Source organism: Affinundibacterium seohonense (genome assembly GCF_014284305.1).
Taxonomy (GTDB): domain Bacteria; phylum Pseudomonadota; class Gammaproteobacteria; order Burkholderiales; family Burkholderiaceae_D; genus Undibacterium; species Undibacterium seohonense.
This window is the reverse complement of record NZ_JACOFW010000004.1, coordinates 38,863-65,228: the sequence shown is the minus strand read 5'-3', so window position 1 is coordinate 65,228 and position 26,366 is coordinate 38,863. Positions and strand designations below refer to the sequence as shown.

General features: G+C 48.4%; 22 protein-coding genes. 13 read left to right on the top strand and 9 right to left on the bottom strand.

Annotated features, from left to right (window positions below; genetic code table 11):
- Nucleotides 1-45 precede the first annotated feature (45 nt).
- From H8K52_RS05060 to H8K52_RS05040, 5 genes are all read right to left on the bottom strand, one after another.
- Nucleotides 46-834 (bottom strand): MlaA family lipoprotein, encoded by a 789-nt coding sequence (locus tag H8K52_RS05060; RefSeq protein ID WP_186921811.1) that lies wholly within the window; start codon nt 832-834, stop codon nt 46-48.
- Nucleotides 831-1,304, bottom strand: a complete 474-nt coding sequence (gene mlaD / locus H8K52_RS05055) for an outer membrane lipid asymmetry maintenance protein MlaD (RefSeq protein WP_186921810.1) — start codon at nt 1,302-1,304, stop codon at nt 831-833. Before mlaD ends, H8K52_RS05060 begins: the two co-directional genes overlap by 4 nt.
- Nucleotides 1,305-1,382: 78 nt before the next feature.
- Nucleotides 1,383-2,162 (bottom strand): lipid asymmetry maintenance ABC transporter permease subunit MlaE, encoded by a 780-nt coding sequence (gene mlaE, locus H8K52_RS05050; RefSeq protein ID WP_186921809.1) that lies wholly within the window; start codon nt 2,160-2,162, stop codon nt 1,383-1,385.
- Nucleotides 2,159-2,974, bottom strand: coding sequence for an ABC transporter ATP-binding protein (locus H8K52_RS05045; RefSeq protein WP_186921808.1), 816 nt, complete (start codon nt 2,972-2,974; stop codon nt 2,159-2,161). The genes mlaE and H8K52_RS05045 overlap by 4 nt, the downstream gene beginning before the upstream one ends.
- Before the next feature lie 407 nt (nt 2,975-3,381).
- Nucleotides 3,382-3,690: a helix-hairpin-helix domain-containing protein gene (locus H8K52_RS05040; protein WP_186921807.1), complete on the bottom strand. Its 309-nt coding sequence runs from the start codon at nt 3,688-3,690 to the stop codon at nt 3,382-3,384.
- Between the two features lie 959 nt (nt 3,691-4,649).
- On the opposite strand from H8K52_RS05040, the gene H8K52_RS05035 reads away from it, so the two are divergent.
- The 7 genes from H8K52_RS05035 (at nt 4,650) to H8K52_RS05005 (ending at nt 12,750) form a co-directional block, all read left to right on the top strand.
- Entirely contained in the window at nt 4,650-5,882 is a 1,233-nt protein-coding gene (locus tag H8K52_RS05035) for a 3-methyl-2-oxobutanoate dehydrogenase (2-methylpropanoyl-transferring) subunit alpha (protein ID WP_186921806.1), read from the top strand.
- A 2-nt stretch (nt 5,883-5,884) separates the two neighbouring features.
- The gene (locus tag H8K52_RS05030; protein WP_186921805.1) at nt 5,885-6,922 is read left to right on the top strand and encodes an alpha-ketoacid dehydrogenase subunit beta; all 1,038 of its coding nucleotides are present in this window, start codon (nt 5,885-5,887) and stop codon (nt 6,920-6,922) included.
- Nucleotide 6,923: 1 nt separating this feature from the next.
- Complete coding sequence (locus tag H8K52_RS05025; protein ID WP_186921804.1) at nt 6,924-8,237, top strand: dihydrolipoamide acetyltransferase family protein; 1,314 nt, start codon at nt 6,924-6,926, stop codon at nt 8,235-8,237.
- Between the two features lie 194 nt (nt 8,238-8,431).
- On the top strand, nt 8,432-9,838 hold the full coding sequence (gene lpdA / locus H8K52_RS05020) for a dihydrolipoyl dehydrogenase (protein WP_186921803.1): 1,407 nt from the start codon (nt 8,432-8,434) through the stop codon (nt 9,836-9,838).
- A gap of 199 nt (nt 9,839-10,037) precedes the next feature.
- Nucleotides 10,038-10,439 carry a GntR family transcriptional regulator gene (locus H8K52_RS05015; RefSeq protein WP_186921802.1) on the top strand — a complete coding sequence of 134 codons (402 nt, stop codon included), beginning with the start codon at nt 10,038-10,040 and terminating at the stop codon, nt 10,437-10,439.
- A complete protein-coding gene (locus tag H8K52_RS05010; RefSeq protein WP_186921801.1) occupies nt 10,423-11,361 on the top strand; it encodes an ABC transporter ATP-binding protein in 939 nt (312 codons plus the stop codon). The genes H8K52_RS05015 and H8K52_RS05010 overlap by 17 nt, the downstream gene beginning before the upstream one ends.
- A gap of 18 nt (nt 11,362-11,379) precedes the next feature.
- Nucleotides 11,380-12,750 carry a hypothetical protein gene (locus H8K52_RS05005; RefSeq protein ID WP_186921800.1) on the top strand — a complete coding sequence of 457 codons (1,371 nt, stop codon included), beginning with the start codon at nt 11,380-11,382 and terminating at the stop codon, nt 12,748-12,750.
- 18 nt (nt 12,751-12,768) lie between these two features.
- Here H8K52_RS05005 and H8K52_RS05000 read toward each other — a convergent pair whose 3' ends face one another.
- A complete protein-coding gene (locus H8K52_RS05000) occupies nt 12,769-13,233 on the bottom strand; it encodes a hypothetical protein (RefSeq protein ID WP_186921799.1) in 465 nt (154 codons plus the stop codon).
- Nucleotides 13,234-13,539: 306 nt separating this feature from the next.
- Between H8K52_RS05000 and H8K52_RS04995 the strand changes: the two genes are divergently transcribed.
- The 6 genes from H8K52_RS04995 (at nt 13,540) to H8K52_RS04970 (ending at nt 22,991) form a co-directional block, all read left to right on the top strand.
- Nucleotides 13,540-15,489 carry a DUF47 family protein gene (locus tag H8K52_RS04995; protein ID WP_186921798.1) on the top strand — a complete coding sequence of 650 codons (1,950 nt, stop codon included), beginning with the start codon at nt 13,540-13,542 and terminating at the stop codon, nt 15,487-15,489.
- Nucleotides 15,489-17,126 carry a PEP/pyruvate-binding domain-containing protein gene (locus tag H8K52_RS04990; protein WP_186921797.1) on the top strand — a complete coding sequence of 546 codons (1,638 nt, stop codon included), beginning with the start codon at nt 15,489-15,491 and terminating at the stop codon, nt 17,124-17,126. The genes H8K52_RS04995 and H8K52_RS04990 overlap by 1 nt, the downstream gene beginning before the upstream one ends.
- The gene (gene fabI / locus H8K52_RS04985; protein WP_186921796.1) at nt 17,123-17,926 is read left to right on the top strand and encodes an enoyl-ACP reductase FabI; all 804 of its coding nucleotides are present in this window, start codon (nt 17,123-17,125) and stop codon (nt 17,924-17,926) included. Before H8K52_RS04990 ends, fabI begins: the two co-directional genes overlap by 4 nt.
- Before the next feature lie 13 nt (nt 17,927-17,939).
- Entirely contained in the window at nt 17,940-19,820 is a 1,881-nt protein-coding gene (locus tag H8K52_RS04980) for a PHA/PHB synthase family protein (protein ID WP_186921795.1), read from the top strand.
- A 517-nt stretch (nt 19,821-20,337) separates the two neighbouring features.
- A complete protein-coding gene (locus H8K52_RS04975; protein WP_186921794.1) occupies nt 20,338-21,747 on the top strand; it encodes a bifunctional enoyl-CoA hydratase/phosphate acetyltransferase in 1,410 nt (469 codons plus the stop codon).
- A gap of 50 nt (nt 21,748-21,797) precedes the next feature.
- The gene (locus tag H8K52_RS04970) at nt 21,798-22,991 is read left to right on the top strand and encodes an acetate/propionate family kinase (protein WP_186921793.1); all 1,194 of its coding nucleotides are present in this window, start codon (nt 21,798-21,800) and stop codon (nt 22,989-22,991) included.
- Nucleotides 22,992-23,279: 288 nt separating this feature from the next.
- Here the strand turns inward: H8K52_RS04970 and H8K52_RS04965 are convergent, their stop codons facing one another.
- The 3 genes from H8K52_RS04965 to H8K52_RS04955 form a co-directional block, all read right to left on the bottom strand.
- Complete coding sequence (locus H8K52_RS04965) at nt 23,280-24,089, bottom strand: hypothetical protein (protein ID WP_186921792.1); 810 nt, start codon at nt 24,087-24,089, stop codon at nt 23,280-23,282.
- Between the two features lie 259 nt (nt 24,090-24,348).
- Nucleotides 24,349-24,933: a hypothetical protein gene (locus H8K52_RS04960; protein ID WP_186921791.1), complete on the bottom strand. Its 585-nt coding sequence runs from the start codon at nt 24,931-24,933 to the stop codon at nt 24,349-24,351.
- Between the two features lie 97 nt (nt 24,934-25,030).
- Entirely contained in the window at nt 25,031-26,191 is a 1,161-nt protein-coding gene (locus H8K52_RS04955) for an HNH endonuclease signature motif containing protein (RefSeq protein ID WP_222613685.1), read from the bottom strand.
- Between the last annotated feature and the right edge of the window lie 175 nt (nt 26,192-26,366).

Genomic DNA, 26,366 nt, shown 5'->3' with positions numbered 1-26,366 from the left:
ACATCATCTAGCATGCGCCAAGCCACATTCTGTAAACCTGCTGGACTATTCCTGCTCTTCTCTTTTTCCCGCACTAATCTGACTTTCTCTTCTTTGCAAGTAGGCTCCACGAATAAACACATATTTATCCAGTGCAGCTTCCTCAATCAAGCTCACCGCATCCAAAGCTGCGGCACGCTTATCTACCACTTTGAGTAACGAAGTCGAGTTTTTCACCGCAGTTGACGTTTGAGAGTATAAGAGGTCACCTTTGAAGTCGATCGGCGTTGCAATCGTGTCACGCAAGGTCGATGCCCCTAAAATCGGCAACATGACAAATGGTCCAGATGGTACCCCCCACACGCCCAGCGTCTGCCCGAAATCAGCCCTGTGCTTAGGCATCCCAGCCGCACTGGCGATATCGATAAAACCGGCTAAACCGAAAGTCGTATTGACGCCAAAACGCAAAATATCATTAACACCATCCCCGATATTTCCTTGTAAAACATTATTGACTGCAGTCCAAGCATCACCAATATTTCCGAAGAAATTACCAATGCCAGTTTGCACAAAATCTGGCGTCATTGTCTGATATGCCTGCGCTGTCGGCTTCAACACGGTCGCGTCAAGACTCTCATTAAAATTGAACATCGAGCGATTAAATCCTTCTAAAGGATCATCTGGATTATTGCCAATTCCCGTCGTCTCACTGACTTTTTCCAAAGTAACCAAGGCGTTCGTCTTAACCTTGGCTACGGTAGAGCAAGCCGTCACTGTTGTACCAAGCGCACAGAGTATTAGAAGTCGTACCGCTAAAGAGCGCAGACTAAATAAGTTCAAAAAGCGGGCTTTCATTTTTGCTCTTCCTTGCCTTCCGCAGCTTTACTAAACAAAAATTGACTGATCAAATTTTCGAGTACCACTGCGGATTGCGTCATAGTGATTTTGTCCCCAGCTGCCAAATTCTTGATATCACCACCAGCTTCCAAACCTATGTATTGCTCACCCAGTAAACCAGCGGTCAAAATTTTGGCAGAAGTATCTTTTGGAAAACTGTAACGTTTTTCCATTTTTAAGATCACGGTTGCTTGAAAACTCTTATCATCAAAATTAATGGAGCTAACCCGACCTACCACCACACCTGCACTCTTCACCGCGGCGTTTGGCTTGAGCCCACCAATATTGTCGAATTTTGTCGTCACTTCGTAGGTCTGATCAAATGACAGACTGCTCATATTGCCAGCCTTCAAAGCCAAAAATAATAAAGATGCCGCACCGAGCAGGACAAAGATGCCGACCCAAAAGTCGATTGATTTTTTTTGCATTGTTTTACCTCTTACCAAAATCCACCATGACGTCATCGTCTTCGGTGCGATTGTATAAATTCAAATTCAGAAAACGGATTACTGGAACATCCATGCGGTCAACAAGAAATCCAGCCACAACACCAACAAGGAAGAAATCACTACCGTACGGGTCGTGGCACGCGCCACACCTTCTGGCGTTGGAGTTGCTTCATACCCTTGATACAGCGCCACAAAAGTGACCGCAAAGCCAAATACGATGCTCTTAATACTGCCGTTGCCAAGATCGTTCCAAATATCAACGCCAGCCTGCATTTGCGACCAAAACGAACCACTGTCAACACCAATCAAAGACACGCCAACCAAGTAGCCACCAATAATGCCCATCGCATTAAAGATCAAAGTCAGGATAGGCAGAGCAATCACACCTGCAATAAAACGCGGCGCAACCACACGCTGCAAAGGATTTACCGCCATCATTTCCATTGCCGCTAATTGTTCGCCAGCCTTCATCAAACCGATTTCTGCGGTCAACGACGTTCCTGCGCGACCTGCGAATAACAAAGCGGTCACCACAGGTCCAAGTTCGCGTACCAACGACAAAGCGACTAATAAGCCCAAGGCTTCTTCTGATCCATATCGATTCAAGGTGTAATAACCTTGGTAGCCCAGCACAAATCCAACAAACAAACCAGAAATGGCGATAATCACTAAGGAATAATTGCCGATGAAATGCACTTGATCGGCAATCAGTTGTGGTCTACGCCACAGGCTCGGGGCGTTGATCACGATGTTTACAAAACTGCGACTCGCATGGCCAAGATCTGTGATCGTCTCGCGAGTGACCTGTCCGAGCCGACTAACAAAATTACTAATCATGTCGACTCTCCGGAATGTCGCTTCAAACCAATCTCTTCAGCCATCGACTTACCGGGATAATGAAAAGGCACCGGACCATCACTCTCTGCATGCACAAATTGTTTTACATACGGGTCGGTCGATTCCAGCATCTCTTGCGGTGTTCCTTGCGCGACGATCTTGCCTTGTGACAGGAAATAAACATAATCTGCAATCGTGAATGTTTCATGCACATCATGCGATACCAAAATACTGGTGGAACCGAGTGCATTATTCAAATTGCGAATCAAAGTTGCCGTTACCCCCATAGAAATTGGGTCAAGTCCAGCAAAAGGTTCGTCATACATAATCAATTGCGGATCAAGTGCAACGGCACGCGCTAAAGCGACTCGACGCGCCATGCCACCTGAGATTTCAGATGGTTTAAGCTTCGCAGCATTGCGCAAACCGACCGCATTTAACTTCATCATCACCAGATCTTGAATCATACTTTCTGGTAACTTGGCATGCTCGCGCAACGGGAAGGCGACATTATCGAAAACGCTAAGGTCAGTAAACAGAGCGCCGTGCTGAAACAGCATGCCCATCTTGCGGCGGAGGGCATACATACCTGGCGTTTTTAATTGATGAACAATTTCACCATTGACAGCCACGTGACCGCGTTGAGGCGTAATCTGACCGCCGATCAAACGCAGGATAGTGGTCTTACCTGAACCCGAGCCTCCCATCACGGCAATCACTTTACCGCGCGGAAAATCCATGTCCAAACCGGACAAAATATTCCGGTTGCCATAGCCAAACTGCAAATCACGAATTTCAACTAAATTGGGCACGACGATTGATTTCTATATTAAAGACGAGATTGTAAACCAGATCGAGAATTTGAGTGCTCTTCCCACGCTATGAAAAATGTAACGAAATAATTAAATTCATTAAAATACAATAACAGCCAAATTTAATTTAAATAAAATATAAAATACTGAATTTACCTCTTCTGCATCGCACAAATTCAGCGAAAATAAATGAACTTAGAGTCAGCAATTTCAAAAAAGACAGGCGTTTATGCTGTTTAAAACCCGAAAAAGACCGTAATTTGGCGAGTAAGACCGCAAAGTCTGGGTGAAGTTTGGAACGAGGCCGAGTTTATTTTTATTGGCCCATATGACAAGCCCAAAGGTACCGTCACATAGAACCAAAGTCGATTTTGATTCTGCAAAAAAAGCGCATTCAGAGGATGGACTTAGTCCTGACTAAGGGTGGCAGCTTGGGTCAGCAACTGCTTTCGCTCTTCTGTAAAGCTCCACCAAGCTTGCGCTGGCTCACCTGCCATAAATCGTGTCACCGACATAAACACATCTATGACACATGGGTCGTGCCTTTGCTGGGTAAGCTCACACAATTGGCGGTACATATGAAAAGGATCACGTCCAATTAATTCTTGAGGATGCAAAATCCCGAGTAATACGAGGTCGGCAGCGCCAGCTTTACCAATATTCGGCAAATCAGTCAGAACTTGCACACGTTCACGGCAAACTTTATCTGGATGCATAATTACCCTAATCGAGTTGAATTCATTTGTTGACAGGACGTTTTTCAAATTGCTCGGCCTGCACATTCCACACCTACTCAATTTCACGCGTCAATGGCGGGGCTATCAATGAACGAAAGCTCGCAAGACGACCATATGAATTCATCATTGATACGCAAGTCGAGGATATAAAGTGGCAAATTGCTGAGCCGCGCTACAAATTGATCACCGCCACGAGAAATGATTGGTATCCACATGCGCTACGCAGACGGCAAGAAAAAAGTATAAGGCGCACCAATCGCACTACCTGATACATCTTCTAGCTTCCAAATTTCCTATGATGATTTGCTTCGATGCATGACCTCATTAGTCTAATCGAAAAAGTCCCTGAGATTAAGTACGACTAATCTCGAATCTGCACAAACAATCCACATCATTCTGCTGGCTTTTTTAGACTCCTTGACCGATGGCGTGATCCATTGCAAGATCCCAAACGAACACTCACAAATGAACGTCAAGATTTATGACGATTGCGCGCCTCACGATCCAAACCGCGAATCAAGAAGTAGCGGCTAATAGTAAATAACAACTGCGTAAATTAGAAGAGCTGGCAATGAATTAAATTCAGCAAGACCATCGAAAAATTGCAGATGACTCAGACAGCTACATAAATCACAATCACCTCTAGGACGATGATGAGTGGATGCGGCAATGCAGCAAATTATTTTTTCAATTCCTCTCTACTTAGCAAAAAAAATCAAGCACAAAATTTCTTGGACAAGATCAACAAACAAGCTTACTTCACTTGCCAATAGCTGGTGTTTTGTGGATACTTTGCGCCAGAAAGATTGAATGCTTTCAACGAGTTGATTTCCATAAGAAATCAATGAACCAATAAAAGAAAAATGCAGTGCCATAAAACGAGGTGCTGCAAAGAATTTGACCAATATTGCCCAACACAATTGAGCAAGGAGACTTACATGCCACAAACAGAACCGCTACGTCTACACGTACCGGAACCCACCGGCCGTCCCGGCCAAACTACCGATTTTTCTTATTTGCGATTATCGCCAGCAGGTGAAGTACGCCGACCCGACGTCGATGTGACACCAGTCGATACGCGTGATATGGCGTATTCGCTGATACGCGTGCTCGATGAGCAAGGCAATGCGGTTGGTCCTTGGGTGCCGGACATTAGTATAGAAACTTTGCGCGCTGGGATGCGGGCGATGATGAAAACACGCGTGTTCGATTCGCGTATGTTGATCGCGCAGCGCCAAAAGAAAATGTCCTTCTACATGCAAAGCTTGGGCGAAGAAGCGATTGGGGCCGCGCAAGCGATGGCTTTGAATCGCGACGACATGTGCTTCCCGACCTATCGCCAGCAAAGTATTTTGATGGCACGTGATGTGCCTTTGCATGGTTTGATTTGTCAATTGATGTCGAACGAGGATGACCCGCTCAAAGGTCGCCAATTACCTGTCATGTATTCAATCCGCGAAGCAGGTTTCTTTTCGATTTCTGGCAATCTTGCCACACAGTACATTCAAGCAGTCGGCTGGGCGATGGCATCGGCGATTAAGAACGATACCAAGATCGCGTCGGCATGGATAGGCGATGGTGCCACTGCAGAAGCGGACTTCGATACCGCATTGACTTTCGCGCATGTGTATCACGCGCCGGTGATTTTGAATGTGGTGAATAATCAATGGGCGATCTCGACTTTCCAAGCGATTGCGGGTGGTGAGAACACGACGTTCGCAGCGCGTGGCGTGGGTTGTGGCATTGCCTCTTTACGCGTTGATGGCAATGATTTCCTCGCTGTCTATGCAGCTTCAAAATGGGCAGCAGACCGTGCTCGCAACAATCTCGGTCCTACTTTAATTGAATGGGTGACCTATCGCGCAGGTCCACATTCGACCTCGGATGATCCATCCAAATATCGTCCTTTGGATGATGCAAATCATTTCCCCTTGGGCGACCCTATCGCTCGTTTGAAACAATACTTGATCAATCAAGGAGCATGGTCAGAACAAGAACATGAGGATACCCAAAAAGAATTAGAGGCGATGGTGATCGCTGCGCAGAAAGAAGCTGAGAAATTTGGCTCTCTGGCAGACAACCATGTATTTAGTCCCGCAGAAATGTTTGAGGACATCTATGAACAAATGCCTGAGCATTTGCGTCAGCAACGCCAACAATTGGGGATCTAAAAATGAGCAATGATGTAAAGGGAAAATCCACGCCCATGACCATGATCCAAGCGCTGCGTTCAGCGATGGATGTGATGTTGGAGCGTGATGACAATGTAGTGGTATTCGGGCAAGACGTTGGCTACTTCGGTGGCGTGTTTCGTTGTACCGAAGGTCTGCAAAAGAAATACGGCAAATCGCGTGTGTTTGATGCACCGATTTCAGAAAGCGGAATCGTCGGCGCGGCAGTCGGCATGGGCGCTTATGGTTTGCGTCCTGTGATCGAAATTCAATTTGCTGATTACATTTATCCTGCGTACGACCAAATCGTATCGGAAGCGGCGCGTTTGCGTTTCCGCTCAGCCGGTGATTTCATCGCACCGCTGACGATACGTACGCCTTGCGGTGGTGGTATTTATGGTGGTCAAACCCATAGCCAAAGTCCAGAAGCGGTGTTCACGCATGTCTGCGGTTTGCGCACCGTGATGCCGTCCAATCCTTACGACGCGAAAGGTTTGTTGATCGCTTCAATCGAGAACAATGATCCCGTCATTTTCTTGGAACCTAAACGTATTTATAACGGCCCGTTCAATGGTCACCATGATCAGCCAGTCGTGCCTTGGTCTAAGCATCCTATGGGCGATGTACCTGAAGGCTACTACACCGTGCCGTTGGAATCCGCATCTGTGTTCCGCGAAGGCAAAGATCTGACAGTGCTGACTTACGGCACCATGGTCTGGGTATCCGAAGCAGCAGCGGCGGAAAGTGGTGTCGATGCCGAGATCATCGATTTGCGTAGCATTTGGCCTTTGGATTTACCGACCATTTTGGCCTCGGTGAAAAAGACGGGTCGTTGCGTGGTTGTGCATGAAGCGACACGCACTAGCGGCTTTGGCGCTGAGTTGACTGCGCTGGTGCAAGAACATTGTTTCTACCATCTCGAAGCCCCAATCGAACGCGTGACAGGCTGGGATACTCCCTACCCGCATGCGCAAGAGTGGGATTACTTCCCTGGTCCAGCCCGCGTTGCCGCGGCATTTAAACGTGCGATGGAGAAATAAGATGGGTATTCATGTCATTAAAATGCCGGATATCGGCGAAGGTATTGCAGAAGTTGAATTGGTCGCGTGGAATGTCAAAGTCGGCGATATGATCACAGAAGATCAGGTCATGGCGGACGTCATGACTGACAAAGCCACAATCGAAATTCCTAGCCCTGTGCATGGCAAGGTCTTAGCGCTTGGTGGCGCCGCTGGTCAAGTCATGGCGGTCGGTTCAGAGTTGATTCGTATTGAAGTTGAAGGTGCTGGCAATGTGGATGCGAATGCCGCCGCTGCTGCACCTACGCCTGCTCCTGCAAAAGCGGAACCAGTTACAACAGCACCTGCGCCAGTTGTGGAGAAGCCAGCCGCTCCAGCACCAGCAAAAGCGCCTGTCGCGGCAGCAGCCACATCGGCAGCAAAAACCAGTAGCAGCGTTCCAAGCGCAGCACGCGCCAGTGGTGAAAAACCTATCGCCTCGCCAGCAGTACGTCGTCGCGCTTGGGATCTTGGCGTGGAATTGCAATTCGTTCCTGGCACGGGCGCAGCGGGTCGCATCACGCAAGACGATTTAGATGCCTATGTCGCGCGTGGATCGGTACCGATCGCTTCTGGCGGTAACAGCTATCGTGAACTACATGAAGAAACCGCGATTCCCGTCATCGGCCTGCGTCGCAAAATCGCGCAAAAAATGCAGGACGCCAAACGTCGCATTCCGCATTTCTCTTACGTCGAAGAAGTGGATGTCACCGAACTCGAAGCACTGCGCACGCAGCTCAATCAGAAATGGGGCAAAGAACGCGGCAAGCTGAGTTTGCTACCACTGCTGATGCGCGCAGTGGTATTAGCAGTACGCGACTATCCACAAATTAATGCGCGCTACGATGATGAAGCCGGTGTGGTCACGCAATTTGCCGCAGTCCATTTAGGCATCGCAGCGCAAACGCCAGCGGGCTTGATGGTGCCTGTGGTGCGCCACGCTGAGGCACGCGATTTGTGGGGCAATGCCAATGAAATGGGAAGACTGGCAGAAGCAGCACGCATAGGCAAAGCGACGCGTGAAGAATTGTCGGGTTCAACGATTACGATTTCCAGCTTGGGCGCTTTAGGCGGCATCGTCTCGACACCGGTTATCAATTCACCTGAGGTCGCCATCATAGGCGTGAACAAAATGGTGGAACGCCCGATGATACGCAATGGTCAAGTCGTCGCACGGAAGATGATGAATCTGTCGTCCTCATTTGATCATCGAGTCGTTGATGGCATGGATGCGGCGCAGTTTATTCAAACCATACGCGGGTATTTGGAATGTCCGGCTACGCTTTTTATTGAGTAAGACGCCGAGTCTAGAAAGTAAGCGTAAGCATTTTGATGTCATTCCTGCGCAGGCAGGAATCCAGCGTCGTTGCTTGATCAACGAAAGCCACTGGGCTCCTGCCTACGCAGGAGCGACGCCTCAATGTTGATACGATGATTTTGACTTCATCCCTATTTTAGAAGACGTTAAAAAAACTGCTTCAAGGAACAAAAATGCAAACAACATCCACAACCCTAATCGTCATCGGCGGTGGCCCTGGCGGTTACATCGCCGCCATCCGCGCCGCGCAATTGGGCATCGCCACGATTTTGATCGTGGGCGATCAACTCGGCGGCACTTGCCTCAACATCGGCTGTATCCCTTCCAAAGCGCTCATCCATGCTGCCGAAGAATTCGAAAAAGCCAAGCATTACTCTCACGGCTCATCCATAGGCATACAGGTCAGCGATCCCAGCATCAATATCGCGCAAACCGTTAGCTGGAAAGATGGCATCGTCAAACGCTTAACCACAGGCGTTGGCGCATTATTGAAAAAGAATGGCGCGCAAGTCGTCAAAGGCTGGGCGCAGATTCTTGATGGCAAAACCGTCGCCGTCATGCAAGACGGCAAAGAAGTCACACGCATTACTTGCCAGCATCTATTGATCGCTTCTGGTTCAACGCCAGTAGAGCTTCCTTTCATGCCCTTTGGTGCTGGCAACGGCAAAGTCATCAGTTCGACCGAAGCTTTATCCCCGACCGAAGTACCCAAAAAATTGGTCGTGGTTGGTGGTGGCTACATCGGTTTGGAACTAGGTATCGCGTATCGCAAGCTGGGTGCCGAAGTAGCAGTCGTCGAATCCTTAGATCGCATCTTGCCTGCTTACGACGAAGACCTAACCAAGGTCGTGAAGACCGCGCTCAAACAATTGGGCGTGGAAGTACATCTCGGTTTAACGGTACAAGGTATGAATGCAGCAGGCGACGCCGTGCGCGTGAAAAATGCGGCAAGTGAAGAATCTGAACTAGCCTGCGACAAAGTCTTAGTCGCCGTCGGACGCCGTCCACGCACGCAAGGTTTTGGCTTAGAAAGTCTGATGTTAGACATGGACGGCCGAGCCATCAAAATCGACGATCAATGCCGCACTTCCATGCGTGATGTGTGGGCAATCGGCGACGTAGCGGGCGAACCGATGTTGGCACATCGGGCCATGGCGCAAGGCGAAATGGTGGCGGAGATCATTGCCGGCAAACGCCGTCATTTCACACCGGCTTCTATCCCTGCCGTTTGCTTCACCGATCCAGAATTAGTCGTGGTCGGAAAATCACCGCAAGAAGCCCAAGCCGCTGGCATAGAGCACATCACCGCCATGTTCCCATTCGCGGCCAATGGTCGTTCGATGACACTAGAATCCACTGATGGCTTTGTGCGTGTAGTCGCTCGCAAAGATAATCACTTGATCCTTGGTTGGCAAGCTGTAGGTAAAGGCGTTTCGGAACTCAGCACAGCGTTTGGATTATCCTTGGAAATGGGCTCCACTTTAGAAGATGTAGCCGGGACTATCCACTCTCATCCAACTCTAGGTGAAGCGGTGCAAGAAGCAGCGTTACGAGCTTTGGGGCATGCTTTGCATATCTAGTATTGCAAGAAAATCTGTTTGGTGTCGACAAGACACCAAACAAGCTGCCACGACAAAATCAAATCTCCTCTCCAAGTTGCATCAAGCGCAAAATACAAATCGCGCGATTCCCTGTTATTAATCTGCGTGTTAACACTTCGAACTATCTCAAAAATTTTCACTTGCAATGCGTATTATCGTAGTGATACACTAATTCGCAATGAATTACGATATCCACCCTTCCAGTAGCACACCCATATTTCGCCAGATCATCGATCAGGTGAAACGATTTATCGCGAGCGGACAACTGCAGTCAGGTGATACTTTGCCATCCGTTCGCACCGTAGCATTGCATCATGCGATCAATCCCATGACAGTCAGCAAGGCGTACAACATGCTGGAGATTGAAGGTGTATTAGTGCGTATGCGTGGTGTAGGCATGGTCGTTGCAGAACGACGCAATACAGCAAGAGACAAAACCAATCTTGCCATGCCAGCGATGTTAAACGCGGCTCAAGTCGTGCACCAACTCGGCATGGAGAGAACGCAGGCGGTAAAACTATTTGAGCAAGCGCTCAAGACAATTGAGATGGAGAGTAAGAAAAATGCAGACCAAGACTAGCACACAGAGCAAGAATAAGAATGCCGTCACTTGCGAAAATCTACATTTCTCTTATAGCTTTAAATCGATATTGCAAGACGTTAATCTGGCGATTCCTCAAGGTGCCGTAGTCGGTTTGATCGGCGCCAATGGCTGCGGTAAATCGACACTATTGCGTTGCTTGGTTGGACTACAAATTCCCCATCAAGGTCAGGTGCATCTGTTCGACATTCCCGCACTAGAAATGGATGACACCGTCCGCGAACGTCTCGGCTTTGTTGCGCAATCGGCTGATCTGTTTCCGTGGATGACCGTAGAAAAGCACATCACGATGATAGGGCAGGCCTACCCAAAATGGCGTGAGAGACGCGCGATAGAATTGGCACTGCGCTTACGCTTACCGATGGGGCGCGAAGTTAGTCAACTGTCGGGAGGCGATCAACAAAAATTAGCAGTGGTGCTCGCGCTTGCGCATCAGCCAGACCTCATTATTTTGGATGAACCCGTGTCCAGCCTCGATCCTATGACGCGACGTGATTTCATGCGCTCTTTGTTTCAAGATGGGCGATCATTTTTTTCGGATTCCGTCGATGAGGTGAACGATAGCGAGCCTGAGTACGCCCCCACCATCATCATCTCCAGCCATTTACTGAGCGACCTCGAACGTGTGGTCTCCCACGTCGCTTTCATGCGCGATGGCCGAATTCAGTTGTTTGACGAGTGGGATGCGGTTTTGGAATTTATACGCGTCGTGCCGAAGTCCTTATGCAAGCTGCCAAAATCGCTTTGCATCGCTGAAAATGCCGAACAGCTGATCCTAGACATTCGTACTTTACATAACTGGACTAAGACAAATCCGGCGACTGGTTTTGATATCGACGCCATCATTACAGCCCCAAGCATCAACGGCCTCGATGATCTTTTTATCGCCTTAAATTCTTAATCTGCGATGATAAAAATCATGTCCAATTCAGCTACGCCAAAATTCTCATTTACTTATTCCCGTAGCGTCTCCAACTATCTGGTGAATTTATTCCTCATCTTACTTGCCACCGCTTACGCCATATTATTGCTGAATCAAAATGACAAGCAGTGGTCATTTTATGCAACTATTTTTGCTGGAGTATGCCTGTTCAGTTTGATGATAGGCGGCCTAAAATGGGGACGGGTTTTGCTAACTGGCGCGCGGGTTTTTCATCACACGCAAACACCTAGCCGTTTGTGGCAAGCCTGGCAGCGCGCCATTTTGACGCGTGCGAGCTTGCTCCTGATTCTCGTGTTTCTCGCGATCAGCATATTGGAGCTTAGCCATCAAAGTTTATTCCCTACGACAGCCTTGCTGGCAATGGCCTCATTGAGTTTAGCTTTAGGTTTTTCTTTGTCCTTGGCATTCAATAACTATCTGAATACGCGATGCTATTTGCTACTCTTGGCAGTCGCACCGTACTTGGTCTATGTCGTCTTAGATTCTGGAATTACGCAATGGATCGAGGCATCTTGGGAGTGGCATTTCCCTGTAATGCTGACATGGCCAATACTAGTTCTTGGTGCACTGCTGTACTGGGAAAAACCGCCTGAAAACAAGGGAAAATCCTTATTTTTACAATTGAAGGAACTAGGCTTCATCAGCAAGCTGCGCCACTTCTATTATCGTTTTACCGACCTGAGATCATTTCGTGTCAGGCAAAAGAATGATCCACTAGCGACATCAGACAGAATATTTAGAAGTGCGGGATTGGTCTGGTTTCTCTTGCTGAGCTCTAATTTTTTGGTGGAATGGCAAGCATCGGTGACCTTAGTTCACTTGATTCTCTTAGTCGCGTTCGCTGCATTTTCCAGCTCATACATTGTGGTAAAAGATCTGCACTGGCGTTTTATACTACTGCCAAACAATTTTCAACAAGGTCGCATTGCCAATCACTTACTTAGATCCAGTATGACCTACTACGGATTCTGGGCATTGATCTTGTTTGTTCTCTTGTATGGCGCGACCATGTTCTTTGAAATGCCGACGACTTTACATCGCACCACATACACATCTTTGGTGAGCATCGCCATCTTGGCCGTCGAATTAGTCAGTGCATTCTGCATAGGTCTAGTAATTCGGGGAAGTAAAAAGCCAGAACGCAGCTTGTTTTATTTGTTTATGACTTGCTTAGTAATGGCAGCGGCTGTCACCAGCTACTTCTATTTGCAGCAAGTGAATCCATTAAAAGCAGCGATCTTCACCATGAATGCAAGTTATGTCTTGTGTGTCATTGCATCAGGCATAGTCGCTCTAATCTACGCCAATAAACTCTGGACTCGCGAGCGTTTACTTGCCTATTTATGACAGCAAACTTTGCTACCTTTACAGCCCACTAACCCCTTTGACTAAATAGCGATTGGTATGTTTATCGGTACGGATAGATACTAATCCCTCAGCCCAACAAGCCTCAGCGCCCTCCTTCAAGGTAAATTTGACCGTCAGGCGTAATTGATCTTTGGCATAAATTTGTTGGCGTGTCGCACCCGTCACGCACGTTGGCGTCACAACGCTGGGCATCGCCTTCAATTCAGTACGAACGCCTTGTAAATTGATCACTGCCGTGTTGGTATCGTTGCTGACCAATAATACCAAGGCACCACTCCCATACGATCCTTCGTCTTGCGCAAAACTAGCGATACGAAATTCATAAGGTGTTTTGAGTTTCTTGGCCTCTTGCGAGTCAATGGGCTGCAGTGCAGTCACTTTGGTCATTTCTTGTGCGCACACGCTACCAGCAAGCAATAATCCTAAACACACGCACTTCAAGCTATGTCTGTTAAACCGCATTGTCATTCCTTGTCATCTACAAAATATACCTAGTATCTTAATGCTTTTCACCTTGAAGTAAATACGAATTTCCCAATTACTAATGGAATAAAGAAACTTCCGACAACACAGTTTCCAGACCAATCATAGACATATTTCTCTTAGGTGCAAACTCACCATCCGGATCGTAAACGCAGGTGATACCGCACGACGTTTGATCCACCTCAAACTCAGTTGAAGAAGCTTCGCCGCATGTAGAGTTGTCATTTACCTGACACATTAACAAATTATCTTTCCCCTACTTTCATGTTTCTAAGGGGAATGCCGATGTTGAAAGACAAAGTAGTCGCTTCGCTTGGTCAGAAGTCTTTGCTGATGCCAACCTGGATCAAAGCTGCTTTAGCGGCCAATGATCGATTGAAGCTATATCTCAGTATTTTGCAGTCCGCCGAGCAACATGCGCACAGCCCTTCAGCACCAAATATGGATTGGAGTCGGGAGTTAGCCAAACTCGGCTTGCATGAGGAAAAGTGGTTGCAGGGCGTCGTGAAGTCAGCCTACTTCGATGATGATTCTCTCGTGTTCCCTGAGCAGCCACAATTGCTGTTGGCGCTGTCTGAGGACATCAATGTCATGGCACGACCAATGTGTGATGAGTCGTCGGAACAATTGAATACTTTGCTTGAGCGTCGCGAGTATTGGTTGAACCAAATAAAACAAAATGCCGAATCCGAGGGAATAAGCTCTGCATTTTTGCGCTCGTTGACGCATGGGGATAGAAAAGCCGGTGATAGCTTTCATCTTTTTGTGATGGATCTGCACAAAGAGCTCAATAGCTTATCCAGCGAGATCGCAACAGAAACCATCGATGGCGCGCATGTCTGGCAAATCGATTCTGCCGATCAGACCTATATCAAAGCCTTTATGCGTGGTCTTCATCGCACTGCGCCTTTGAAATTCTCGCATCCCGGTTTAGACACCGCCGTCACACGTGATGGCGATCGACTGCTGATACAAAATGATATCGGCACCAATGATGTGCATGTGTTGGTGATTGAAGTGTTACCAGAATCCATACAGCTCACTTACTCCGATTTGCACAAGGGTCGATTTAACTTTTTCAAACAGTTACTCGAAGACATCGGGTTTTCATGGCATGTGTTTGAGCCCAAAACCTCAGATGGTTTAAACGCTGGCAAACCCTACCACTTAGGCAATGCAACGCTGAACGGCGACCGTGAAGTCCTACTCGCTGGACTCGAAGCCTTGGCGGCGCAAATCGTCTTTGTGATTGATTGGAATCGCGCCCGCAAACGCTTAGAAAAGTTCATCGCCAAATCGCAGGTACAAGAATTACTGCGCCATGCGGCGAAAGAACAATTCGGGCACATGGGCTGGTTGATGGCAGGTGGAGAACAGTTGATCTATAAGGCGATGCAGGATGTCGACAATGAAGCCTTTCGTGTCGGTGATCGCCTAGACGATGTGTTGGGCGAAAGCGCCGCGTCTAACTATCTGGCAGAGCTATTGCGTATGGCCAGCGTCATGCTGCAACAAAAGCAGCCGCAGGCACTCATCGCCGACGAAGCCAGAATTTTATTAGCGCGCATATTGCGCAACCGCACTTTTGAATTTGATTTATTAGCAGAGCACGCCGCTTATTGTCATGCCTTAGCGTTTTCGCTATGCGATACCTTTGATGCTGGAAATCGCATTCCACTCGAACAAATGCAGCAGCAAGTGAATCGTGCCAAGAAATGGGAACGTCAAGCTGACCATCAGTTAATGGAAGCACGCGTTAGAGCCGAGCGCCAAGAACGTTGGGGACCAGTGCTAGGCATTCTCGACAAAGCAGACGATATCGCCGACGCCTTGGAAGAAGCGATGTTCACGTATTCGCTCAGTTTAGTACCGCCTTTAACCGGTCTACCTGCACCAGTGTTGGACTACGCACGTCAATTGGCTAATACCACCTTGGCAGCGATCCAAGATCAAATCAAAGCGATTGAGATTGCCCGCCATCTGAGTGACAACGCGAATGATCTGGATAGCGATCAGTTCCTACAAACCATCTGGCGCATGTTAAGAGCGGAACGCATTTGCGATGATCTGTCACGGCAGGCGCGAGTCGAGATCATCCGCCATTTACATGCATCGGCAGCGTCCTTAATGATTGCAAATGAGTTAGTGAATGCCTTAGAGAAGGCGTCCGACCATCTGCTCGCAGCTGGCTATGCCTTACGTCAATTGGTATTAACGAAAACAGGAGTGAAGTGATGAAATCAAACTCGTTTTGGCCTAAGCATTTTTATCTGGTTGCGACAGACAATGCGTCTCACCAACATAAGGCAGATCGCAATCACATGGGCTCGAAAGCCTATAACCTGCTGAGAATGGCACAGATAGGATTACCGATTCCGCCCGCTTTGGTGATAGGCACGCACTACACGCAGAGTCCTGAAGAATGCATATTGCCTTTATTCGCCTTGGGCTTACCAAGCCTGCAGCAAGCCACAGCGCAGACCTTTGGTGATACGCGCAACCCCTTGATCGTATCGGTGCGCTCGGGTGCGCCGGTCTCCATGCCTGGCATGATGGAAACCCTACTCAACATCGGCCTGTGCGATGACACCTTGCCAGGCTTACTTCGACAAAGTGGCAATCCACGACTGGTGTGGGATGCCTATCGTCGCTTAATCGCCAGCTATGGTGAAGTCGTTGCGGGGATTTCAGCCTCCGTGTTTGAAAATGCCTTGCAAGATTTGTGTCAGGGACAAGATGAGCGAGAGCTCGACTTTGAGCAATTGCGTGCGCTGAGCAAACAGTATTTGGCACTCTATCAAAGCGCAGTCGGCAAACCTTTTCCACAAAACGTCAACGAGCAATTGAGTGGCGCGGTACGTGCCGTGTTTAACTCATGGCATGCGGAGAAAGCGCAAGAATATCGCCGCTTAAATCAGATCGATGACACGATTGGCACAGCGGTGACGATACAAAGTATGGTGTTTGGCAACACGGGTGGACACTCAGGTGCAGGCGTTGGTTTTACACGCAATCCGACCAATGGTGAAGCGGAACTGTGGATAGATTTTTTAGCCAACGCGCAAGGCGAAGATGTCGTTTCAGGACGTCGCAATGCACACGGTCATCAAGTCTTAGCCGCGATCGCACCTGAAGCATGGGAACAATTACAAAGCGCAACGCAGGCTTTGGAGCATGCGTTTAGCGACATGCAAGATTTCGAATTTACGGTGCAAGATGGCGTGCTGCATATTCTACAAACCCGTTCAGGAAAGCGCTCTGCTTTGGCGACCGCCCGCATCGCACTAGATTTATTCGATCAAAAAATCATCGATCTCGACACCGCACACGAACGTACCGCTCATCTCGACGAATCCCAATTGAGTGTGGTGCAACTCGTGTCGAATGCAGCAACCCAAGCGGAGAGCGGCGTCCTAGCTCACGGCGCACCTGCCTGCCCTGGGATCGCCACTGGTGAAATCGCACTAGATGGTGAGCGTGCAGCGAATCGACACAGTGCTGGCGTACCAATTATTCTGGTACGTCAAGATGCAGAAACCAACGATATCGCCGCGCTCGATCTGGCAGAGGGGCTGTTGACACAACGTGGCGCCAGAACTTCACATGCAGCAGTGGTCGCTAGGCAACTAGGCAAAATCTGTCTAGTCGGCTGCGATCAATTACACATCGACGAAGCTACCCGCACGCTCTATTTTGGCGATCAAGAATTTCATGAGGGTGATGTCATCACCGTCGATGGTAATCAGGGAACTGTGTATGCAGGTGCCGTCGAGTCTGTGCGCGTCATGGATGAAGCATTGTTAGAACGCCTGCGCCAACTTCGGTCTCAATTTGCAGAACACCATCACGCCAGGAAGAAACACAACAAATGAATACGACACTGAGCACGACACTAAATACAACACTGAACAATCTAGGCTTAGCAGGCAAAAAAGGCTTAATCCTCGGGCTGGCGAACGAACATAGTATTGCCTACGGTTGCGCGCGGGCAGCACATGCGCAAGGGGCACAAATCGTCACCTCTTGTCTCAACCAAAAAGCGGTCACTTATGTCGAGCCACTGACCCGCGAATTAGGTGTGCCGCTGTTTACCTGTGACATAGAAAAAGAAGGTGAATTGCAGAACTTGGTAGACCAGGCAGTTGCCCACCTCGGTCATCTTGATTTTGTCGTGCACTCGATTGCGTGGGCACCATTGGCTGACTTACATGGCTCGGTCATCAATAGCTCCATTGGTGGTTTTGCGCGTGCCATCGAAGTGTCCTGTCACTCGTTTGCTGAGATGGCGAAATTGTGCGTTCCGCACATGCCCAATGGCGGCAGCTTCGTGACCATGAGTTATGTCGGTGCGGTTGCTGCTGTTCCTCACTACGGTTTGATGGGGCCAGTGAAAGCGGCACTGGAATCGATGGTGCGATATATGGCTCTCGACTTAGGCCCGAAGAACATCCGCGTTCATGCCGTCTCACCAGGCCCGATTTTGACACGCGCCGCGTCTGGCATTGAGGAGTTTGATGCATTGATGCAGCATGCAAAAGACAAAGCGCCCTTGGGACGTTTAGTCACCCTCGATGAAATCGCTCAGCTATCAAGCTTTCTGTTAAGCGATGCAGCATCTGGCATGACCGGGCAAACCATCTACGTAGATGCTGGCTGCCACGCGGTGGCCTAAGAAAGGTGATCTGATGAAAACCACGACAAGAACCAATGCAACAAAGCAAGTCGCTGCTGCTGGCAAGACGCCAACCGCAACTGCACCTGATACTGCTACCGTCGTTGCAGAAACGGTGGCAACAGCAACACCAGCGGATATTGGCGACATCCTCGATGCCACTATCCACGAACAGATCCGCAAAATCACAGCTGGTGTCTCGCCTATCGCCTTGTCCTTAGCTTACGCCGACTGGGCGCTACATTTAGCCGCGTCACCTGGGCGACAGTACAAGCTATTCAAACAAGCGATGACGTCGGCAACATCACTGCTGACCCCAACAGACTTGTCAGCACCAAACAGCGCTCCAGATGCGCTACCGAAAAAACCGGTGGATCACGACTTGCGCTTTAGCGATGACAGTTGGAATCAATGGCCATTCAATACGATCAAAAACAGTTTCAAAGCGGGCGAATCTCTCTTGACGGATCTTGCTAAAGTCGATGGTGTGAACAAGCACAATGCGCATTTAATTCACTTTTTCAACCGTCAAACTTACGATGCATTCTCGCCATCTAACTGGCTGTTGACGAATCCAGAAGTCCACAAGAAAGGTCTAGAGTCGCAGGGGCTGAGCTTACTAGAAGGCTGGCGCAGCTTTACCGCCGACGCGATGCAGCTGCATGCCAAACATGCGCGCACTACACCAGATGAGATCGCCGAGCTCGACTTTAAAGTGGGGCAAGATGTCGCCACGACAAAAGGAAAAATTGTTTTTCGCAATCATCTTATCGAACTGATTCAATACACGCCGACCACGCCAAAAGTGTACAAAGAACCGATTTTGATCGTGCCGTCTTGCATCATGAAGTATTACATTTTGGATTTATCGCCAGAGAATTCGATGGTGGCCTTTCTGGTTAATCAAGGCCACACTGTGTTTATGATCTCGTGGAAGAATCCCGATGAAACGGATCGCAAGCTAGGCATTGATGACTATCTCAACTCGGGTGTCATCGATGCCATGATTGCGGTAAAAACGGCAGCTAAATCCGATCAGATACACGCACTTGGCTATTGCCTAGGCGGCACATTCTTGGCAATGGCAGCCGCTGCGTTGGCGAATCCAGATATCAAGTCGGCACGCCCAGAAATGCTACAAGCACCTAAGTTGGCAAGCGTCACCCTGCTAGCAGCACAAACCGATTTTAGTGAGCCTGGCGAACTCGGTGTCTACATCGATGCGGATCAGATCAAGAATTTGCGTGAGTCGATGGCGAGAACGGGCTATCTCACAGGCAAACAAATGGCGGCGTCATTTCAATTTCTGCATGCAAGAGATTTGCTATGGTCAAAAAACACCCGCCGTTACTTGCTCGGACAAAGTGACGTTGGCAATGACATGATGAGCTGGAACGCCGATGTCACGCGCCTTCCTGAACGTATGCATGCGGAGTATTTGCAATCACTATTTCTCAACAACGATTTGGCACACGGCCATTTTCGGGTGAATGGTAAAGCGATTGCATTAATGGATATTCAAGCGCCACTCTTGGTCGTCGGCACCACCAAAGATCACGTCTCGCCTTGGCACTCGGTATACAAAATTCACCTGCTGACCAACACCGCGACCACCTTCATCTTGGCCTCTGGTGGTCACAACGCGGGGATTATTTCGGAGCCCGGGCATCCAAAACGTAGCTATCAAATCGCCAGCGTGGAAGCGGGACATCGGTGGATAGAGCCGAATGCTTGGAGCACAAGCACACCGACCCAAGAAGGCTCTTGGTGGAACGCCATGCATCAGTGGTTAAGTACGCATTCGCAAGGACAGATTAGCTCCAAAGCCATCGCACCCGATCAGGATCTGATGGATGCACCGGGGGAGTATGTGATGAAGCGATATGCGGATTAAAACGCGCCCTCTTTACTACTGAGGTTTATCCACAATTTTTTTTATAGCCGATTTCAATAATGTGACTACATTTTGAGAGACAGAAATTGACCTAAGCGTCATGCCGGACTTGAAAAAAAACCGATAGGTGGTAGGCGTTAATGTCCCCTCTCCCGCGAGCGGGAGAGGGCTAGGGTGAGGGTAGTTCAGAAGCTGCATTGCCGTTTCATACGACTAAGTGGTGAGGAGAAGGCGTGGTTTAGATTTTCTAAATATCGTTGATCTAATCTGACATTCCCTCATCCCCGACCCTTCTCCCGCTTGCGGGAGAAGGGAGTACCAAACCAAAACTGTCAAGAATATTAGCCTAGACAGTAGAGGGACTTGATCTGGCATCTAGAGTTGACAGGCTTAAAGGTGAATTACTGTTGGTTCAACAAAGAAGTAGTAAAAGCAAAAGATGTAGGAAATCCTCCGCCTTTTAAGAAAAGCGACATTCAAGATCTTCAAACAAACCGTGACAACAAGGGGTACGACCATGATGACTAGCACTTTGCAAGAATCGATAGAAAACGTAACGTATGATGAAATCACACTAGGTCAATCCGCACGCACAGTGCGAACATTGACACTAGATGACATCCGCGCCTTTGCTGCGGTATCCGGCGATACGAATCCAGCGCATCTGGATCCGACCTATGCGGACGCCACTTTGTTTCATGGTGTGATCGCGCATGGCATGTGGGGCGGCTCATTGATCTCTGCCTTACTTGGCACAGTATTCCCAGGGCCAGGTACGATTTATCTTGAGCAGGCACTACATTTCACCAAGCCAGTGCGAGTCGGCGACACCCTGACTGTCACCGTTACCGTCACTGCCAAAGATGATGAGAAAAAGCGCGTTGATCTCGAATGTGATGTTTCCAATCAAAAAGGCGTGAGTGTTTTGCACGGCTTAGCAAGAGTATTAGCACCCACGCAAAAGGTTAGCCGGCCACGCATTCACGCGCCACAAATCCAATTATTCGATCCACAAGCGCATCTCAAATCACTGATCAAATTGGGCAGTGACATGAGCGCGGTTCGCTGCGGCATCGTCCATCCTTGTGATGTCGAATCCCTGAAAGGTGCGATAGAAGCAGCACAGTATGGTTTGATTGATCCTATCCTGATCGGACCAGAAATGAAGATACGAGAAATCGCCGAAATGGCAGGCATCGATCTGCAAGGCATCACCATCGATTCAGTTCCACATAGCCACGCAGCCGCAGCGCGAGCAGCAGAATTGGCAGTCAATAAAGACATTGAAGCGCTCATGAAAGGCAGTTTGCACACTGACGAATTAATTCACGCCATCGTCTCGACACCCGCCTTGCGCACCAATCGACGCATGTCGCATATTTTCCGATTTGAGGTTCCAACTTATTACAAACCACTCTACATCACAGATGCCGCTTTAAACATCGCCCCATCGCTCAACGACAAAACCGACATCATCCAAAATGCGATCAACTTCGTAAAAATGATGGGCGTTGAGACACCGAAAGTGGCAATCCTATCTGCAGTCGAAACCATTAATCCGAATATCCCCTCCACCATCGACGCAGCGGCGCTGTGCAAGATGGCGCAACGCGGTCAAATTTTGGGTGGCATCGTGGACGGACCTTTGGCGTTTGACAATGCGATCTCGAACCACTCTGCACACATCAAACACATCGTATCCTCGGTGGCAGGTGATGCCGATATTTTGGTAGTGCCAGATCTCGAATCAGGAAATATGCTCAGCAAGCAATTGGAATACCTCGCTGGCGCAACGGCATCCGGCATCGTCTTAGGTGCCAAGTTACCGATTGCATTAACCAGCCGCGCCGATGGTGCGCATGTGCGAATTGCGTCTGCCCTGTTAGCAAAACTGGTCGCGCATCATCATCGCTTGGTACAGCCTTAATCCCTGATTTTTTTATTTTCTTAACGGTGTGCTTAAATACAGGAGTCAACGTGTCGATTTTAACGATTAACGCTGGATCATCGAGTATCAAATTCGCGCTCTATCCGATTCATGCGAAGCAGATAGAATCGGCACTAATTTCTGGCATGGTAGAAGGACTGCAAACCGGGGGCGAGGTCTTCTTAACTTGGCGCAAGGACGAAGAGACCGCCCGCTTTGCCTTAAACGTACCAAAAGACGCCAGCACCTCGATACGGTTTCAAACCGCACTGCACGCATTACAAAGCCTGTTCGAGGAAAAAACACAAGGCGTCAAAATCTTGGGAATCGCCCATCGCGTGGTGCATGGTGGCAGCTTTTTTCGTGAAGCCATCATCGTCGATGAAACGCGTCTCGAACAATTGCGTAGCCTTTGTCCACTAGCGCCCTTACATCAACCGCACAATCTTGCAGGCATTGAGATGTTTGCGCAGACTTTTCCTGATGTACCTCAAGTGGCTTGCTTTGATACCGCGTTTCATGCGGATGTGCCTGAGGAAGAATATCTGTTTGCACTTCCAAAATCGCTGTCACAAGAAGGCGTGCGCCGCTATGGCTTTCATGGCTTATCGTATCAGTATGTGATGGAGGCATTGCAGCGTCATTCACAGCGCGCTAATGGCCGCACGGTGATGGCGCATTTAGGAAACGGTGCAAGCCTATGCGCCGCGCTGGCGGGCAAAAGTCAGGCCACCAGTATGGGATTTTCTGCCCTAGATGGATTGATGATGGGCACCCGCAGCGGCTCGATTGATCCGGGTGTGATATTGCACTTACTAGCGCAAGGATGGACTCAGCAAGACGTTCAACGCCTTCTGTATTCACAAAGTGGCTTACTCGGTGTGTCTAATGTCTCGGCGGATATGCGCTCACTACGTCAAAGCGATGCGCCTGACGCCGCTTTGGCGATACGCCTATTTACTTATCGCGTAGTACGCGAAATTGGCGCCATGATCGCCACGATAAGCGGCATCGATGTACTTGCTTTCACTGGCGGCATTGGCGAGCACGATAGTCAATTGCGTGAGGACGTGTGCAAGCGACTTGACTACTTGGGCGTGCAAATCGATGAGGAAAAAAACCGTAGCGAAAACGGCAGCAAGATCGCCGCCCTGCATCTCAGCAGCAGTGCTGTCGAGATCTATCTAGTCCCGACAGATGAAGGAAGAGTCGCGGCAGGTGCGGCTGCAAAGCTCTTGGTTTGATTGTCGTTGAGTTGAGTTTGTGAATGTTTGAACCTAACTTCGTTCGCTCAGCTTTGCATCCGACTTCCAGATTCTGAAGCGAAGAAAGCGTGGGATAGAGATGCTGTTTTGTACGGCGGGTGCAACCCGCGCCGCCTACCAAATATCTGAAGTTAATCGACCGAAATACCGCGCGGGTTGCACCTGCCCTACCTGGTTGAGCTTTTCTGTCCAGTGGATTATTGGCATGGGATTTTGCAGACAAAAGTTTGAGCTAACATGCCGCAATCGGTCCAGTTTAGCGAATGGTTATCCCTGCCTCGCCTCGCGCCAAGCATGTGCGTCCTTTGCGTAAGTCTTGGCCATTAGCAAATCGGCAAATGTCTTTGCTTTTAGAACGTCATCAAAGGTTAGTGCCTGAGGCTCGTTCTGTGCATGTGCCGCCTGTGCGGAGCGTATTGCATAAACTGATGTAAAAACTTCAGAGAGTTCAGCGTCAGCGCCAACGGCAACCAGTGCTTGGCGGATTTGTTTTACTTCATTGGTCAGCCGCTTGAGACCGAGTACCCTTCTTGTTGCGAAGAACTCCGAGCACCGATAGAAATTCATGAACGCGTCTCTATAGAAGTCGATGTCCATATGGGCAGCTGTACAATGAAGTAATCCTTTGAGGTACTCCATTCGCCATACCTGCTGCTTTTCGCGCATGAGCGCCCCATATACAAGCAAGCAACGTTCGACATCTTGCTCTGTTAGGGGTCTTAGTTCTTCATAAGTCGGACCATCGGACTCTTGGGAGAGCACGACTTCTTCGGATAATTTTATGCCGCCTTTGCCTGTCACTGTGTACATTGGATGAAATGTCGGGCCATTTTTCCAGGTAAACAGTCCAATTGAGGCTATGCACAACGCCACCAAAAAGCTCGATGCTGAAACATGGGTGTCAAACAGTGGATCCACCGAGCCAAGTCGCGCAAAGCGTTCGGTGTCGAGCGTCAATATAAAGGTCGTAGAGGATGTGATAACTATCTTCAAACCAACATCATTTTGATCAAAGAACGAAAAGCAGTTCGGCTCCAGTAAATGTGATCTTGTGATGATCTCGGACGCAAGTTGCATGGGAGGCCTAACGTGGGTTAATTTGACAAATTAAAAAGATAGCCGGACATCAAAAATAAAGCAATTTGTTTAAACTCTCGTCAAACCCACATGGGACGCGGGGCAAACTGTTTAACCCCAAAAAAATTAGTTTTACCCAAATCGACAAAAGATGCATCAAGCAAGTCTAATTAGATGCAGTCTTGAAGGGCGAGTGCAACCCGCGCCGTCGATTCAATGTGTTTAGTGATTGCACTCGCCCTACATGGCTGGTTAGCCATCACGCTGCTGGCGGTCGGATACTCGCTGTTAGCTCGCCGATCAACTCGGAGTGGCGCAACTTCAGTGCTCGAAACGTCGCGATGACTTGCGTCTCGAAGGCATCCGGCCAATCGAACTTGGAATGCCAGCTGTACTTGATCTGCTGTTCCCTCCATCTGCGATGGTTGACAGCCCAAGAATTGCAATGATCCAAGAACGCAAGGTAGCTTTCTGGAAATTCCCCTCCTTGAATGAGGTGAGCTTTGGTCATAAGCAATGTCTTTATGTATTCGTTTCTGGGGAGGAAATCAGCCTCTGCCCAAAACAGCCACGTGCGAAGTTCGCCTTCAGGCAGCTTTCCGTTTTCAGGGAACACGTAGTCTCGACCGAGACTATCAAGGAGATCGCGAAACGTTCTCCGCCCTTCAAAGAGTACTGCAGCGAGCGGCCCATAGAGCTCTTCGATTTGCCGCTCTATGAAATTTAGTTGTGCTTCAAGCCTGCGTCGACTCTCCTCCCGTTGCAAAGTCAGCCAATGAGTGACGAACCAGCCAAAGGCGGCACTTCCAGCAACGATGGTCGCTGCCCAAACGGGTGGTTCCATGACGAAGTTCCCTTTCAGTGATGGCAAACGCCGAGCTCAACGATAAATTTGGAGCGCAGCAGAAAATTTGTCCTAGTGGAGCTGCTTGTTAGAGCATTTACATGGATAGCCTAAATTCTTCAATTTTTGCTCCGATTAAATCTTCAGCACCGCCAGATGATAAAAGCATATTTTCTACATCAGTATCATCAAGTACAAGAATCAATTTTTGATGCACCATCCATTGTTCTCGAATGGTGTGCAAGCAACCAGCGGTATCACCGCCATTTCTAGAAAAGATGATGCCAAACAAACCTGCTCCATGAGGCTTTAGGTAATTCGCGATTTGAAGGACATCACTCTTTTTCACTTTTCTAGAGTAATTTTTGGCATCTACCACAACATAGTCACCAGAGTACTTTTCGCGCAAAAATGACCAAAACCCATCCGTTGCATAATTCGGGACAATGAAATCTCTTCGGTTTGACTTGGTAAAATCGTTAACTTCTTGAATCGGCTTTTCAAGAGGAGGACAAAATAATTCTTCTATGATTTCGCCAATGAGGCTCTGATATAAGTAGCAATCTTTACGACCCGGAATACATGTCTTTAACTTGCCAAGCAAATCCCGCGCTCTACTACCTTCTTGTTCCCCAGCAATAGCAGTTAGAAGCATTTTAAAGTAGCGACTATCAGCCTTTTGTATTCCCGCTTTGAAATTCTTAATGAGATAGTCTGCGTCCCACACCTCTATGTCGTGAGATTCTAAATTTTGCTTTATCTCGTGCGGCAATCTACCAGGTATGGCTAGGACTTTTTTACATTCGCCTACAAGCTTGCCGTACTCCAAAATCTGTTCGACTATTTTAGAGCTGTGGCTTTTTGTGATTGCTCTATTGGATTTACACTCAATAAGGATCTTCTCTTTCAGACTGTTTTCTATGAGAATGTCTGCTCTCGCCCTTTGCGATTCTCCAATTATTACTTCAAGTTGAATATTTTGATTAGGGTTCGTTTCCTTAAGAACCTGATAAAGGAAGTTTACAAACTCAATCTCTTTTGGACCCATGTCCATATATCGATGACAATTTGGGCATAGCAGAAGGAAATTTTCTTCCGCCATGCTACCAACTTGATGAAGCGGCGCAATCGAAGCCAGTTCTAAACGGATTTTCTCTCCAGAAATGGCGCACATCGCACATTTATTATTGTGCTTTGCAATTAGATTCGCCAGCATTGCAGCCGACGGAATTCTTCGCTTATTTGATGTCTGGTCCATAATCTATTTCCGAATTCCAATTTTGCTCTAACGTGATTTAATTTAACAAAATGAAAAGATACCTGATTGCCAAAATACATGCAATTTGTTTCAAGTCTCTTCAAGCCCACATGGGGCTTGGGTTAAATTATTTATACTCACTAAAAACTGGTTTTACCCAAATCGAAAAAAGATA